At 35.0% G+C, this 15,810-nt stretch carries 12 protein-coding genes; 9 read left to right on the top strand and 3 right to left on the bottom strand.

Annotated features, from left to right (window positions below):
• Positions 1 to 18: 18 nt before the first annotated feature.
• On the top strand, positions 19 to 1,287 hold the full coding sequence (gene tyrS, locus ABDZ63_RS04355; RefSeq protein ID WP_343782029.1) for a tyrosine--tRNA ligase: 1,269 nt from the start codon (positions 19 to 21) through the stop codon (positions 1,285 to 1,287).
• A 154-nt stretch (positions 1,288 to 1,441) separates the two neighbouring features.
• Entirely contained in the window at positions 1,442 to 2,986 is a 1,545-nt protein-coding gene (locus ABDZ63_RS04360; protein WP_343782030.1) for a glutathione ABC transporter substrate-binding protein, read from the top strand.
• A 111-nt stretch (positions 2,987 to 3,097) separates the two neighbouring features.
• Here ABDZ63_RS04360 and ABDZ63_RS04365 read toward each other — a convergent pair whose 3' ends face one another.
• Positions 3,098 to 5,917, bottom strand: a complete 2,820-nt coding sequence (locus ABDZ63_RS04365; RefSeq protein WP_343782031.1) for a UPF0182 family membrane protein — start codon at positions 5,915 to 5,917, stop codon at positions 3,098 to 3,100.
• Positions 5,918 to 6,115: 198 nt separating this feature from the next.
• Between ABDZ63_RS04365 and ABDZ63_RS04370 the strand changes: the two genes are divergently transcribed.
• From ABDZ63_RS04370 to ABDZ63_RS04380, 3 genes are all read left to right on the top strand, one after another.
• Positions 6,116 to 7,588: a UDP-N-acetylmuramoyl-L-alanyl-D-glutamate--2,6-diaminopimelate ligase gene (locus ABDZ63_RS04370; RefSeq protein WP_343782033.1), complete on the top strand. Its 1,473-nt coding sequence runs from the start codon at positions 6,116 to 6,118 to the stop codon at positions 7,586 to 7,588.
• A gap of 137 nt (positions 7,589 to 7,725) precedes the next feature.
• Complete coding sequence (locus tag ABDZ63_RS04375; RefSeq protein WP_343782034.1) at positions 7,726 to 8,931, top strand: erythromycin esterase family protein; 1,206 nt, start codon at positions 7,726 to 7,728, stop codon at positions 8,929 to 8,931.
• A 113-nt stretch (positions 8,932 to 9,044) separates the two neighbouring features.
• Positions 9,045 to 9,962 carry a cation diffusion facilitator family transporter gene (locus tag ABDZ63_RS04380; RefSeq protein ID WP_343782035.1) on the top strand — a complete coding sequence of 306 codons (918 nt, stop codon included), beginning with the start codon at positions 9,045 to 9,047 and terminating at the stop codon, positions 9,960 to 9,962.
• 179 nt (positions 9,963 to 10,141) lie between these two features.
• Here ABDZ63_RS04380 and rpsD read toward each other — a convergent pair whose 3' ends face one another.
• Positions 10,142 to 10,744 (bottom strand): 30S ribosomal protein S4, encoded by a 603-nt coding sequence (gene rpsD / locus ABDZ63_RS04385; RefSeq protein ID WP_343782036.1) that lies wholly within the window; start codon positions 10,742 to 10,744, stop codon positions 10,142 to 10,144.
• A gap of 255 nt (positions 10,745 to 10,999) precedes the next feature.
• Positions 11,000 to 11,479, bottom strand: a complete 480-nt coding sequence (locus ABDZ63_RS04390) for a GAF domain-containing protein (RefSeq protein WP_343782037.1) — start codon at positions 11,477 to 11,479, stop codon at positions 11,000 to 11,002.
• Positions 11,480 to 11,559: 80 nt separating this feature from the next.
• Between ABDZ63_RS04390 and refZ the strand changes: the two genes are divergently transcribed.
• The 4 genes from refZ (at position 11,560) to ABDZ63_RS04410 (ending at position 15,808) form a co-directional block, all read left to right on the top strand.
• A complete protein-coding gene (gene refZ / locus ABDZ63_RS04395) occupies positions 11,560 to 12,147 on the top strand; it encodes a forespore capture DNA-binding protein RefZ (RefSeq protein WP_343782038.1) in 588 nt (195 codons plus the stop codon).
• 317 nt (positions 12,148 to 12,464) lie between these two features.
• On the top strand, positions 12,465 to 14,159 hold the full coding sequence (gene ezrA / locus ABDZ63_RS04400) for a septation ring formation regulator EzrA (RefSeq protein WP_343782040.1): 1,695 nt from the start codon (positions 12,465 to 12,467) through the stop codon (positions 14,157 to 14,159).
• Between the two features lie 16 nt (positions 14,160 to 14,175).
• Positions 14,176 to 14,568 (top strand): hypothetical protein, encoded by a 393-nt coding sequence (locus ABDZ63_RS04405; protein WP_343782042.1) that lies wholly within the window; start codon positions 14,176 to 14,178, stop codon positions 14,566 to 14,568.
• A gap of 103 nt (positions 14,569 to 14,671) precedes the next feature.
• Positions 14,672 to 15,808 (top strand): cysteine desulfurase family protein, encoded by a 1,137-nt coding sequence (locus ABDZ63_RS04410; protein WP_343782044.1) that lies wholly within the window; start codon positions 14,672 to 14,674, stop codon positions 15,806 to 15,808.
• Positions 15,809 to 15,810: the final 2 nt, after the last annotated feature.

The following is a 15,810-nucleotide window of genomic DNA, read 5'->3' on the forward strand; positions in this document are numbered from 1 at the left end:
AATTAGGAGGTAAACGTCATGAACATTATTGAAGATTTAAGATCTAGAGGTCTCATTAACCAAATGACAGATGATGAAGGTCTTGAACAACATTTAAATAAGGAACAAGTTGCATTGTATTGTGGGTTTGACCCAACAGCTGACAGTTTGCATATTGGACATTTATTACCGATTTTAATGCTTAAACGCTTTCAAGAAGCTGGACATCGCCCAATTGCTTTAGTTGGTGGGGGTACAGGACTAATAGGTGATCCGAGTGGTCGTAGTGAAGAGCGTCAATTAAATGAAGAATCAGTGGTACAAGGTTGGGTAAGTAATATAGAAGATCAATTATCGAAGTTTATCGATTTTACTGATGATGATAAAGGAGCTAAAGTTGTTAATAACTATGACTGGTTATCTCAAATGTCAGTGATTGATTTACTAAGAGATGTTGGTAAGTACTTTAGTGTTAACTATATGTTGGCTAAAGACTCAGTTGAATCAAGAATTGAAAATGGGATTTCTTACACAGAATTCACTTACATGTTATTACAGTCTTTGGACTTTTTACGTTTAAATCAAAAGGAAAATGTTACTTTACAAATTGGTGGCAGTGACCAATGGGGTAATATAACAGCTGGTCTTGAATTAATTCGTCGCACAAGTCAAGAAGGTGAAGATATTAAAGCATATGGCTTAACTGTCCCTTTAATTACAAAAGCTGACGGTAGTAAATTTGGTAAAACAGCTGGGGGAGCTATTTGGCTGGATGAGAAGAAAACAAGTCCATACGAGTTTTACCAGTTCTGGGTAAATGCTGATGATCGTGATGTTTTAAAGTTTCTAAAATCATTTACTTTCCTTCCACTAGAAGAAATTGAAGAGCTTAAAAAAGAAGTTGAAGAAAGACCAGAACAACGAACTGCACAACGCCGATTAGCAGAAGAAATGACAAAGATGGTCCACGGCGAGGAGGCTTTAAATCAAGCTAAGCGAATCACACATGCTTTATTTAAAGGCGATGTCAAACAATTAACGAAAGATGAAGTTGAAGTAGGATTTAAAGACGTTCCTACTTACAAGTTAGAAGAGTCAGAAAAGGGGTTAGTGGATTTATTAGTTGAAGCTAGTATTTCTTCATCAAAGCGCCAAGCAAGAGAAGATATTCAAAATGGTGCTATTTACATTAATGATGAAAGACAGCAAGATTTAAAGTATGTGATTAATGCTGATGATCAAATTGACGAAGCTTTTACAATTATTAGAAGAGGTAAGAAGAAATACTTTTTAATTCGACATATGTAATCTAAAAACTAAGGCCTTAAAACTATTTAGGTCTTAGTTTTTAGATTTAATCCTGACTATTGTGATGTGTTTTGTTGACTTTTATGTAAGAGAATAATATGATGTTCATTGTCGTAAATTAATAAAAATGAAATTTAGAAAGGGGAAGTTTTAATTGAAATATATATTACGAATTAGTCTGTTACCTTTACTATTAATCATATTAGTTGCCTGCGCAGATACTGAAGAAGAACAACAAAGCTTATCAATTGATTTAGCTTCATTACCCGCTTCTTTAGACCCGCACGCAGCTAATGATGGTAATTCACTGTATGTCATGACTAATATTTACGATACATTAGTGCAATTGAATACAGATTTAGAAATAGAGCCTGGATTAGCTACTGAATTAGAGCCAATATCCGAAACAACTTGGGAAGCAGTTATCAGAGAGGGAGTTACTTTCCATGATGGGGAAGAACTTAACGCAGAAGTTGTCAAAATGAATTTAGATCGTGTATTAGACCCAGAGGTTGGTTCACCATTAAGTTTCTTGTTTGATATGATTGAAAGCGTTGAGGTAGTGGATGAATACATAGTTCATATTCATACAGAATATCCTTTTTCAGCTCTTCCAGCTCACTTAGCGCACCCAGGGGGACATATGATTAGTCCGAACTCGATTGAACAAGATTATGAAGCAATTGAAAACGGAGAAGACCCTTTGACTCAAGTTAATCAAAACCCGGTTGGAACAGGATACTATCAATTTGATGAACGCGTCTCCGGTGAATATATCACTCTAGTTAAAAATGATGATTATTGGGGTGAGTCTGCTAAGGTTGAGATGCTACAATTTAATGCGGTTCCTGAGGAAAGTACTCGCGTGGCAGAATTATTAGCGGATGAAGCTGAAATTATCTATCCAGTTAATACAAGTGATGTATCGACCATTAATGAATCAGAAGAAGGATATGTAAAGGAATCTGAAAGTGCGAGCATGTCTTATTTAGGTTTTAATGTAGAAAAAGAGCCATTAGACGACGCGCGCGTCCGAAATGCAATCCATATGGCTATAGATAAAGAAGGGCTTGTTGAAGGTTTAATGGATGACATTCCGTTACCTGCTATTGGACCATTAGCGCCGACTGTGTTTGGATATAGTGATGAGGTTGATTCTGTAGATTATAATATAGACGAAGCCAAAAGCTTATTGGAAGAAGCGGGACATGAAGAAGGTTTTAGTATTGATGTATATGTATATGACCGTACAACAACAGATACGGCAGTTTATGTTCAGTCAGAGCTAGAGGAGTTAAATATCGAGGTGAACATAGAGCAATTAGAAATGGGCGCATATCTTGATTTAACAGCTCAAGGTGAGCACGATATGTTAATTGGCAGTTGGGGAACAGTTACCTTAGATGCCGATTATGGATTATATCCAATGTTCCATTCAGAGAATGTAGGTTCACCAGGCAATCGTTCTTTCTTTAGTCATGAAGAGGTTGATCAATTATTAGAAGAAGCCCGTCAATCTACTGATGATGAGGAAAGGTTAGAATTATATCACGAAATTCAACAAATTATTATTGATGAATCCCCAATAGTTCCTCTATACCATTCCGTTTTATTGGCTGGGTTGAGTGAAGACATCGAAGGATTCTTTCAATTTCCGAGTAGCTTCCCTTATTTAAGGGATGTAGAGTTTGTAGAGTAAGGCTAGGACAAATTTAGTTGTCATAATAAAAATCCGAACGGTTCATCATATATGAACTCGTTCGGATTTTTTGCGTTACGTTATCACTACATCAACCGTTGTCTAGACTTCTTATTCTAAACTATTTAATAAAGATTCAATTTCATTCATAATTTGACCAGCACCTTCCCAATCTCCATTTGAAAGTGCATTTTGATAGTCTTCAAATAATCCTGAAAGCTCTTGTAAAGACTCCTCAGCATCACTAGATGGCATAGTTGGTTGTTCAGTTTCAGACTCTTCATCAAAATCAAGGTCTTCTTCAAGGTCAGCTTCTTCATCAATATCACCAATTTCATCATCTAAATCAATATCATCATCAACATCCGCCATATTACCAGGCGCCCCTGCTTCAACTAGGTCTAAAATACGCTCTAATGATTCTTCAAAAGTCGCTTCCATGACAATGTAATCCCCGTAAGCGACAATGACCTGCTTCACTTCTGGTAAAGAAGTTGCGTTAGCTGATTCGATATAAATTGGTTCAACATACATCATTGTATCTTCAATCGGAATCGTTAATAGATTTCCTCTAATGACACTTGATCCCCCTTGTGACCACAAGTTCAATTCTTGGGAAATTCGACTATCTTGATTAATTCGATTTTCGATTTGTTGTGGTCCATATACATTACGTTGTTTCGGGAATTCATAAACCATTAATTCTCCGTAATTCTCTCCATCATTTCGAGCTCCCATCCATGCAATCATGTTTTGTCGATTGCGAGGAGTGTATGGTGTCATTAAAATGAATTCTTCAAAATCCTGTTCTGGTAATTGCATCGTAATATAGTAAGGTTCCATCGTAATATCGTGATCATAATAACGTTCAGTTGCAAACTCCCAAGCATCCTCACGATTATAGAAGACTTCTAAGTTACTCATATGATACGTACCATACATGTCTGCTTGAATGGTGAATAAGTCAACTGGATACCGGAAATGAGCCTGAACATCTTCTGGGATGTCAGTTGTAAAAAGGTCAGGAAAGATGTTTTGATAAGTTTGTAGTAATGGCTCATCATCTTCTACGACAAAGAAGTCAACTTCACCAGTATACGCATCTACCATAACTTTAACTGAATTTCTAATATAATTGTTTTCACCATCATATGACTCTGAATATGGATGATTATCAGCTATTAAATAGGCATCAATTAACCAAGCTAACGATCCATCTTCTCTGACAAAAATATAAGGGTCTTGATCATAAGTTAAAAATGGTGCAATTCGTTCAACACGATCCATAATATTACGCGTAGCTAACAGCTGACTTTCATCATTTAGCTGGTCAGATACAAGCATTCTAAACGACCCTTCATCAATAGCAAATAAAAGTCGATTAATTCCGCTTAATGACACACCTGCCTCAGCACTATAACGATACGACATATTTTCATCACCAGTAGGGTAATCAAACTCATCCACTTCAGTATTGACGATTACATTTTGCGAATGCTCTTCACCGAAATATATTTGAGGACGTGTAACATCAATATCTCCTTCAGGTGGTAAGTCTTGTAAGATGTATTCTGGTTGTCCTTGTTCTGTAATTTCATTCACATGACTCATCGTTACGCCATAACCATGTGTATAACGTAAGTTTTCATTCACCCAAGTTCTTGCTTGGTCAGGTAAGTCAGAAGTATTTAACTCTCTTGCTCCGATAAATACTTGTTGATATTCACCATCAATATAGTAGCGATCAATGTCTACATCATTGAATTGATAATAGTTTCTAAATGTTTGTAACTGATTATAAACATCTAAAATGGGTCTTGAGTCATTTATTCTTACATTATCAATCGTCAACTGATTTCGCTCGATCATGTCTTCATCTAATGATTGGTTTCCTGGATGCTGCTCAGTTGTGATGTCATTTAAATCATAAGCATCTAACGTATAATCTAAATTGTGCTGTAAATAAGGTTCCTCACGATGATATTCATTAGGTGAAACGACATAGTTTTGAACAGCTGCAGACACTAACTGGCCAGCAAGTGCTACGGTAATATATAAAGCAATAGGAATAGCCATCCAAATTAGATTACCTTTAATTAAGGCAACAATGAGGATTATAACTCCAATAATCGCTACACCGGCTAAGACATAAGCTTTTGGAATATTAACGACATCATCTGTATAACTTAAGCCGTGTACAACACTCGTTTGAAAGATATTAACTTGGTTAGTTAGAAGCGTGCCATATGGCTCAAGTAAATGATTACCTGCAATAAATAAACCAATTAATGAGATGCTAATGCCTAAATGTAACTGAGCTGAACGACTTTCACGATACATGTTAAATACCGAATAAGCTAAGGCAACAATGATTGTCATGAAAATTGTTAGCCCTAATAAGAGGTTAATAATAAGCTCTAAAAATGGTAAGACATAAATGTAAAATGAAATATCTAAGTTAAAATATGGATCTGTTTGATTAAAGCTTTCATAATTTAAAGCTTTTAGAGTTGGCTCCCAACCAATCCCTTGTACCATTGAAGTACCAATAATACCAAAAACAATTGCAATACCAATGATGATCGAATAGGCTGACTTTTTGTTTAATAATATATTTGGAATCATCGAATGGTTTAAAAAGAGTACATATGATCTGTGAATCCAAAAAAGTGTTATAAATGTAATGACAAAATATAACACAAAGCCGATAGCTCCAAGTGAGAAGCGGCTAAATAATATCGTTGTATAGACTTGTTCAAATCCAACAGAACCCATCCATATGTATTCCGTAATCCAATTCAAACTTAGAAGTCCGATTACAATCAATGGAATGACAATAAGTCCAATCCATTTTAAAGGATTTAGAAACTTTTTTAAGTTCTCTTTTTGTTTTCTATTTAATTTGGTGTAGAAGTCTTCCTCTCTCCCCATATAATCCCCCTTTTTTATAAATCCAAATAAAATTATACCAAATTAGAACTGCGGATTATAGTTTAAAAATTAAACTATATTTTTTGATTTAAAGTACATAATAATAATGTTAATCATTCCAGTTTAAACAAAGTGAGCTAAGGTAATTAAGTAAGTATAAGTTAGGTTCTTAAATTATACGATATTAGGAGTTCAAAGATGATGAAACTAGAAGAGACATTAACTAGAGTAGATTATAAATTAAGAGGAGTGGATATAGCAGGGCTTACAATTAATGATATCACTGATCATTCAGGTCAGGTTAAACAAGGGTCGCTGTTTGTAGCCATTGATGGTTATACAGCCGATGGTCATGAGTTTATTGACCAGGCTGTTAAACTGGGGGCCGTTGCTGTTATAGGCGAGAAATCGGTTCCAAATTTATCTGTGCCATACATAGAAGTCAATAACAGTCGCGAAGCAATAGGGCAAATAGCTAAGGCATTTTACCGTGATCCCTTACAATATAAAAAAGTCATAGGGGTTACCGGTACAAATGGAAAAACGACGACTAGTCATTTAATACATCATTTATTGCAAAGTAGTGGTGTGTCTACGTCATTAATTGGTACAGCGAGGTGTGTTATTAATTCAGAAACATTCACCAACTCACAAACCACCCCTAGTGTTTTAGAGTTGTATAAACATTTTTATAATAGCCATGATGATGTCGTTGTATTAGAGGTGTCTTCACATGGATTAGCACAATACAGACTTGTAGGTGTACAGTTTGATTATGCGATTTTTACTAACTTAACTTATGAACATTTAGATTATCATAAAGATATGGAAGAATATTATAGTGTGAAGAAGCAATTATTTAACCAACTAACCCCAAAAGGTCAAGCTATTGTGAATATAGATAATGAATGGGGAAAACGTTTATACCATGAATTGAAGCAAGAAAATAAAGAGTGTATAGGAATTGGAAGACAAACAAGTGCAGATGTCGTCATGAAAGAATTAGTAAGTGTAGGCAATCCAAGTGTAACAATCCAATTGAATCATGAAACATACCACTTAACTTGGTCCATGTTAGGCATTCATAATTTATATAACCTTGTACTCGCTTATATTACAGGTTCGGCCATTTTAAAAAAGCATGAACAGTTGCAGCAGTTATTACCAGCTTTTCCGGGGGTTCCTGGTCGCTTTGAACATTCAGAGTTACCAAGTGGTTCTAAGGTCGTCATCGATTACGCACACACACCAGATGCCATTAAAGAGGTGCTACTGACGATTAATGAAGCAAAGCCTAAACGAGTGACTCATATTTTAGGCTTTAAAGCAAATCGGGATGAAAGTAAAAGAGAAGATATGATTAAAAATTCTTTAGAGTATAGTGATGTCACAATCTTAACAACAGGTGACTTAGATGATTTCTCTCAACAGGAGATGACGAGTCATTTAAATCAGTATAAAACAGAATTTAGTAAAGATCAGATTGAAGTTGTTGAAAACAGACTAGAAGCAATTAAAGGTGCCCTCACAAATTCTCATAAAGATGATTGGGTTGTAATCACGGGTCAAGGACATAAACAATATCAACAACCTAATGAGTTGAGAACACAGTCTGATCAAGAAACAATCGAATACTTAAGAAAGCACCTGTCAGTGGAACAGCCTTATTAGTAGTAAAATTACTAGTAAGGCTTTTGATTTGTTCTTTTGAAAATAATCATAATTTTGGTAATATAATGAATGTAGGTTAAACTCTATCAATTTAAGGTGTGTTAATTAAGCGGTATATATTACAGGTGGGATGACGAATGAAAAGATTTGGTTTCATTTTAATCATTGTTTGCGGAATTTTTGTAGGTTGTCAAAGTAAGAGTAGCAACGTCTATGACTTTCAAGATTACAAGGATTACTCATTTATTGACGATTATATAGAAGATAAGCAGGTCGTATTGTTAGGGGAATCAAGCCATTGGACTCAGGATTTTACTGAGGTAGGTGTCGATTTAGTACGGTACTTACATGAACACCATGATTTCTCTATACTAGCTCTGGAAACGAGTAAAGCTGAACTGGAATATTTTACTGAAAATCTGGAGCCGTTAAATCGTAATCAAGATTTTGAATATGCTGTTCTTGAATCATGGGTGAATGATGAGATGGCATCTTTAGCGCAATATGCTTCTGATACAGGTGGTTTTGAGATGAAGGGCTTAGATTGGATTCCTGTAAGTTCACACCCTAATGAAGGTATTTTACAACATATTATAAGCGAAATGAATGAAATTGACCCTGACTTAGGTAATCAATTCGCATTAGCTGAATCGACTTTTACAAAACACATACCAAGGCTATATTTTGAAGTACTGAGCATTGACCATAATTATATTGATGAACTTCTAGAGTCGTATCAACTCATCACAGAAACGGAATATTTCAGTCAACTAGATTCAACTATTCAAACATTTATTGATGACCGAATTTATGTATTAAAACGCGTACTTAATGAGGACTATTTAGCTGATTATAAGATTAATGATGATTTTCAAGATATATATTCTCGGCGGGGATTAGGGATGCTTCATGAATTGGAAAATATAATGGATGAACACCCTCATGAAAAAGTGATCATTTGGGCACATAATGGTCATATTCAAAAAGAGTTTAGTCAAATTAATAATATAGATACTAATTTAGCGGATATTTTTCAGGAAACCCCTCTGGTATTTGGTTCTTTAGTTGATCGCGAGTTAGATTTAGAAACTTATTATATAGGCATGTATTTTAATGAAGGTGAGTTGGTGAGCCAAGGAGATGTAGAGCGGAAGGAAGAAGAGGGGTTCTTAGAATATGAATTGAGTTTGTATAATTACGATCGGCTTTTTGTCGATTTACATTCAAAATCATGGGCAGAAGAGCTTAGGATTGCGCATGATGATGGTGTGTATCAATATGAGATGGTACCTTCTGAACAATATGATGGTCTCATTTATATTGATACAGTAACTTCTCATTAATTATAGGTTTGTTTAGGCTTACGGTGCTAATCTTAGTCAGTAAGTCCTTTTTTGGTTAAATTTATAAAATTAGTTTAAATTATTGATAGAACAAAATAATAGGAGAACTATAAATGACAAAACATTTGGTTGAGCAACGTTATATTAAGTGGTCAATTTACGCCATTACTGTGTTTGCAGTAATTTCTTTTGTTTTAGGTTTATTGTTACAATCACAAGTTATTCTATTTGATGGGCTTTACTCGATTATTAGTGTGTTTTTATCTTTCTTTGCCCTGGTGGCTTTCAAGTTTATGAATAAGTCTGATTCTCACCGATTTCCTTTTGGAAAAGATGTCATTGAGCCGATGGTGATTATCGTTAAATATTTTGCGATTATCGTTTTAATTTCTGGGTCGATCATTGCAGCAGTTATCGCATTGTTTCAAGGTGGTAGACCCGTTTCAATTGGGGCTGGGTTAGCTTATTCTACTTTTTCATCTATCTTTTGTTATATTGTTTATAAATTTCTATCTACAAAAGGTCGTGAAATTAAATCTAACCTATTAAGAGTAGAGGCGAATGAGTGGTATTTGGACACACTTGTTAGTTTTGGGGTATTGATTGGCTTTATGATTGGTTTCGTTCTTCAATTCATACCTATGCTAGAGCCATATATTGTATATGTTGACCCAGTATTAATGATTGTAATTTCATTATATTTTTTGAAGTGGCCAATTATTGAAATACGACAATCTATGTATGAAATTCTTGATATGCGACCACTTGATGGAAAGCCCGAGTTCGTCGAAGAAAAAGTTGACCAAATTAGAGAATTAAATGGAATAGAAGAGTCTTATGTACGTGTTTCTAAAGTGGGGAAAACACTGTGGGTTGATGTGAATTTTTTAGTTCAACAGCAAGGGGTGGTGGATACAATTGATGAACAAGACCGTATCAGAAATGAAATTTATCAAAAAATAACTGAACTAGAAGTAGAGAAAAAATGGTTAACGGTTGCATTTACTAAAGAACGTGATTGGGCGGTTTAGTAATTGGGGTTGCTAGCGTATTTGAAACGGCTTGCTCTTTGGATAGACCAGTATTTTGTTCATTCGGGTTCGTTGTCATACAATTATTAATAACAGATAACCATGCAATAAAACTATAACACACTAAAAAACATCCCAACCATTGTTTGAAATGGTTGGGATGTTTTCGTTTGTAGATCTTATCTTGAGTACCACTCAACAATAAGTGCTTCATTAATCTCTGAAGAAAGCTCTGAACGCTCTGGGTAGCGGTTGAAAGTAGCTTCTTTCTTATCCGCATCTAACGTGATATATTCAGGTACGAAGTTGTTAACTTCAATTGCTTCGCTAATGATGTCAAGGTTCTGTGATTTTTCACGAACACCAAGTACTGTACCTGGCTTTACACGATAAGATGGGATGTCTACACGACTTCCATCTAAAGTGATGTGACCATGAGTTACTAATTGGCGCGCTTGACGACGAGTACGTGCTAGACCAGCACGGTATACTAGGTTATCTAAGCGAGATTCTAGTAGCATCATGAAGTTTTCACCATGTACACCACGCATTTTTGCAGCATCGTCAAAAATACGACGGAATTGACGTTCAGTTAAACCGAACATATAACGAAGTTTTTGTTTTTCTTGTAACTGAAGACCATATTCAGTTAATTTTTTACGCTGAGTAGGACCATGTTGTCCAGGAGCGTAAGGGCGTTTTTCTAATTCTTTACCTGTACCTGAAAGAGAAATGCCATAACGGCGAGATTTCTTCCATAGAGAGCCTGTGAATCGTGCCACGAGCGTCTCCTCCTTTTATTTTATTTGCATAAAATAAAAACAGTGTGTTCCGTACCATGCACATTTTGTTTTCATGTACCTTCGCTCCAGCAGCAGAGAGTTACGCGATACACCTCCTAAAGAGGTACAAAATGAAAACACAGCAAGTCCACTGAGGCTGCCTTTTATTTTACACAAAGAATATTATAGGATGTAAAAGGTATTGAGTCAAGGATTTGTAGTAATTCCTTTCACCGATATAATCTGTTAACTATACTAGATGTGTTTAGTTAGTGTTTCAACAAACTTTTCTAAGTACTTTTGGTCAATTTCATCAAAACGGTTTTTAATAGGTGCGTCGATATCGAGAACACCAAAGATTTGATCTTCTTTTATAATCGGTACTACTATTTCTGATTGGCTTTTAGCATCACATGCAATATGACCTGGGAACTCATGTACGTCGGGAACTAATTGTGTAGTACGTTCAGCTGTTGCTGTACCACAGACCCCCCTACCATTTGGAATTTTGACACAGGCTGGTAATCCTTGGAAAGGTCCTAATACGAGTTCACCATTTTCCATTGTGTAGAAGCCGACCCAATTAACTTGGTCTAAAAATTGGTTTAATAATGCGCTAGCGTTAGCTAAGTTTGCAATAATGCTATCTTCACCTTCTAACAAACTATCTAATTGTTTGATGACTTGTTCATAATTCCCTTCCTTTGAACCGTTGTAATTTTGTACTTCAAACATTGAAAAAATCTCCTTTTTAATTAATTTTTTAAAGGTTTTTTGCTAAAATCGTCGAATATCAGCATATAAGAGGTGATTGCATGTCAGAAATAACAAGTAAAGAAAAAATCATGCGAGCAGCTAGTGAGCTGTTTTACTATAATGGTTTTAAAGGGACATCAACCCGTGCTATTACCGACAAGGCCAATGTTAATGTATCTTTAATAAGCTATTATTTTAAGAATAAACAAGGGTTGCTTGAGCAAATGACAGTAGATTATTACGAAAGTTACTTAGAATTAGTTGAGGTGCTAATGCAACAATATCAACCACTTAATTCTCATAACTTTTATCATGTAATTGAGGAAATTATACATTATAAAGAGCGTCATTTTCAATTCACTTGTTTTATCCAAAGAGAGTTATCTTTAGACAATATTTTTATAAGAGAATTATTTTCTACATATGTCGCTAAGGAAACTTATTATTTAAAAACAATAGCAGAACAAATTACATCACATTATCAATTTAATGAAATGAAGAGAGAGGCTTTTTATTTACAATTCAAAAGCTTAATTAATGCACCATTCACTTATGGAAATGAGTGGAAGAAGTCTTACGATTGGGATGATAGTCGTAAAGTGTTTGTAAATGCTTATATTGATGTTTTGAAAAAGTGGTTTATTTAACCATAGGCTCTGTTAAAGCTTAGTGTTGATTATTTAAAAGGTTGCTCTAAGTTGTTGTATTGTGATGAGCGAAGGTGGCGACTCCTGGTCGACTTGAGCAGATGTTGCACTTGTGCCCTTTTGGTGAAAGCGTCCACCGAAAGCGAATCACAATAACAACAACGGACTTTAACAGAGCATAACCATAAAAAAGTCTATAAGAGAGATAAGAAATAATTTAAAGTAAATTTACAATTTATTTAGCAAATATAGCATTAAACATGATATTATATGTATATAAGTATATGCTCGGGAATGTTTTGTGAAGGGGGCTTTCGATGGAGTACATAATAGGTATACTAATCGTTGTTATTGCTTTTATTTTAGTTGGTGTCATCATGCGGAAAAAAGTATACAACAGAGTGGACATGCTGGAGCAATGGAAAGTCCAATTAATGAGCCGTCAAGTGGCAGATGAGCTAGGGAAAGTGAGGCACCTTAATTTAACAGGTGAGACAGAAGAGCTATTTGAGTCATGGCGTAATGAGTGGGACAAAATTAATGATTATGTGTTCACCGAGATTGAAGAGTTTTTATTAGATGCAGAAGAAGCAGCTGAAAAATATAAATTTGGTAAAGCGTCCCGAACTTTAAAAAATGTCGAACAAAAATTATCAAAAGTTGAAAAAACAATTGATGATATTTTTGAAGAAGTAGACCGTCTACTTCATTCAGAACAGGATAGTCGTGAAGAGGCAGAAAAACTCCACCCCCGTATAAGTGAAGTTAGAAAAAAAGTTCTACAAAATGGTTACCAACTTGGTAAAGCTGAAGTCGTATTTGAAGTGGAGTTAGACGATTTACAAAACGATATGCAACAATATGAAGACTTAACCAACTCCGGAAATTATACAGAAGCTTTGGAACTTATACATACTGTAAAATCAAGGTTAGGTGATTTAAGTGAAAAAGTTGATGTATTCCCTGATTTATATCGTACGTGTAAACATACGATTCCAGAAGAATTAGATCAACTGCAAAATGGTATGAAAGAAATGCGTGATGACGGATTTCGCGTTCAGCACTTAGGAGTCGAAAAAGAGATCCAAACACACCATGAAACACTTTTAGCTTTAGTTGAACAATTGAACAAAGGAAAAGGTGGCGGCGTTCAAGAGAAGATTGATCAAATTAGATCAAGAATGCATGAAATCTATGACCAATTAGAAAAAGAAGCTTTTGATAAGAACTTTGTTATACAAAAGGAAGCATTATTAAATGAAAAAATCGAAAAAGCAAATGAGTCCTTTTCAAAAACGAAGGAAAATGTCATGGCTGTAAAAGAAAATTATCACTTAAAAGATGAAAAGTATGAAGAGCAATACGAACTAGAAAAATCATTAGATCAATTATCTAAAAAAGCTACACGTATAAAATCCATGATTACGCATGAAGAGCATTTATACTCAGCGATTAGAGTGGACCTTGAAGACTGGTTAGGTGAGTTTGGATCTTGGGAAGAGAGGCAGGCAACGTTTGATGCACATCTTTATAGCTTGCGTAAAGATGAACTAAATTCAAGAGAGCAGATCGACGAATTAAAACAAAAAATAAGTAACGTCCGTCAAAAGTTACAAAAAAGTAACTTACCTGGTATTCCGAACTACATTATTGACTTAGTTAACGAAGGACGTCGTTTAATTGATCAATCCAATGAGAAATTGAACATCCAACCTTTAGATGTGGATGAAGTATCAAAAGTTTTAGAAGAAGCAGATAAATGCGTTGAAAGAGCTGTAGAACAAACTAATTTAATTATAGAACAAGCTCAATTTGCAGAATATGTGATTCAATATGCTAACCGATATAGAAGCCGTTATCCAGTATTAGCTGCCAAGGTTGCTGAGGCTGAGGGTCAATTTAGAAATTATGACTATGAAGTGGCTTTGGAACAAGCCGGTCAAGCACTAGAAGAGATTGAGCCAGGAGCGCTTGAAAAGATTGAGCATCAAATGAAATTGACTGCTTCCTAGTCTGGAGTGATGTGGAATGGAACGAATCATTGTTGCGTTAAGTTTTATTTTGTTTTTAGCTACTTGGGTAGTTGTAATTACTTTATTTATTGATATTAATCAACCGACATATATTGGCAAAAACCATCCTATTTCCGAGGAAATAACTATAAGTTATAAAACAACAGACCAGCTAGTTGTATTCCATGAGTTACAAACAAGTACTTATGATGAGGTAAGTAATAGAGAAAACGAAATGGAGTATTCATCTGAACGTAGTCAGGAAATTTTAAACCAAATGCGGTCGATTGATGATTCATCTTTAGATCCGTGGAGAGAATACTTCACAGATGAACAAGAAAGTAACGTGTCTATTGATGAACTAATAGACATATTTAAGCTAAATGATGAAGCTGTCTCTGAATCCTAAGAGAGAGCTTCTTCTTTATTGATAAGAAACTGTATAATTGGATGGTACAATAGTATTATGGTATGATAATTCGATGGATAAGTAATTAAAAGGGGTCTCATATATGATTTATTTGGATAATAGTGCTACAACAAAACCACAAGATGATGTTTTAAAAGCTTTCCAGACAGTAGCAACTAAATATTTTGCTAATCCTTCATCGATCCATCGCATGGGCGGAGAAGTCGAAGAACTGTTGGAAAAATCTCGAACTCAAATTGCATCATTACTAGGAGTTGATCGCCATGAAGTCATTTATACTTCAGGTGGTACGGAAAGTAATAATTTAGCCATTAAAGGTGTGGCTTTCCAATATCAAAATAGAGGGAGTCATATTATTACTTCTCAAATTGAACACCCCTCAGTTTTAGAAGCATGCCGCCATTTAGAAAAGGTAGGGTATGAAGTGACGTATTTACCAGTCAATAGAAAAGGGGAAGTATCTGTTGAGCAATTAAAGAAAGTAATCCGTAAAGACACAATATTAGTGACTTTGATGCATGTTAATAATGAGATTGGAAGTGTACAACCAATTGGTGAAATCGCCAATGTACTGCAAGATTACCCTAAAGTAATGTTTCATGTTGACCATGTCCAAGGCTTTGGTAAAATCTCAATCCCTTATAACCATAAAGGGATTGATCTCATCACTATATCTGGTCACAAAATTCATGGGCTTAAAGGATCGGGTTGTTTAATAAAGAAAGGCCAAGTGAATTTAATGCCATTACAGCATGGTGGTTCACAAGAAGATGGTTACAGGCCGGGAACACAAAATGTCGCTAATGCTGTAGCTTTAGCTAAAGCAATGCGTTTATCGATGGAAGATGCAAAAAATTATCATCAACTAAAAAGTTTAAAGCAAACTATCATTAATGAACTTCAAAGTTATAAAAAAGTGATGATTAATTCTTCAGAAACTGGGGCTCATCATATTATTAATTTTTCAGTACAAAACTTTAAACCTGAAGTCTTAATACATGCATTCAGTGATGAAGGTATAGTCGTGTCAACTAAGTCTGCTTGTTCGTCACGTCAAAATGAAGCGAGCCACGTACTATTGGCTTGTGGTAAGGCAGAAAGTGATGCTTCAACAGCTGTAAGAGTGAGCATGAATAACCATCAAACAAAGGAAGATATTGAAGCTTTTATTCAAGCTTTTAGAAATATTATGTCAAAGTACGAAAAAATAATGGGGTAATT

The organism is Alkalibacillus silvisoli, assembly GCF_039521975.1.
GTDB classification, from domain to species: domain Bacteria; phylum Bacillota; class Bacilli; order Bacillales; family Alkalibacillaceae; genus Alkalibacillus; species Alkalibacillus silvisoli.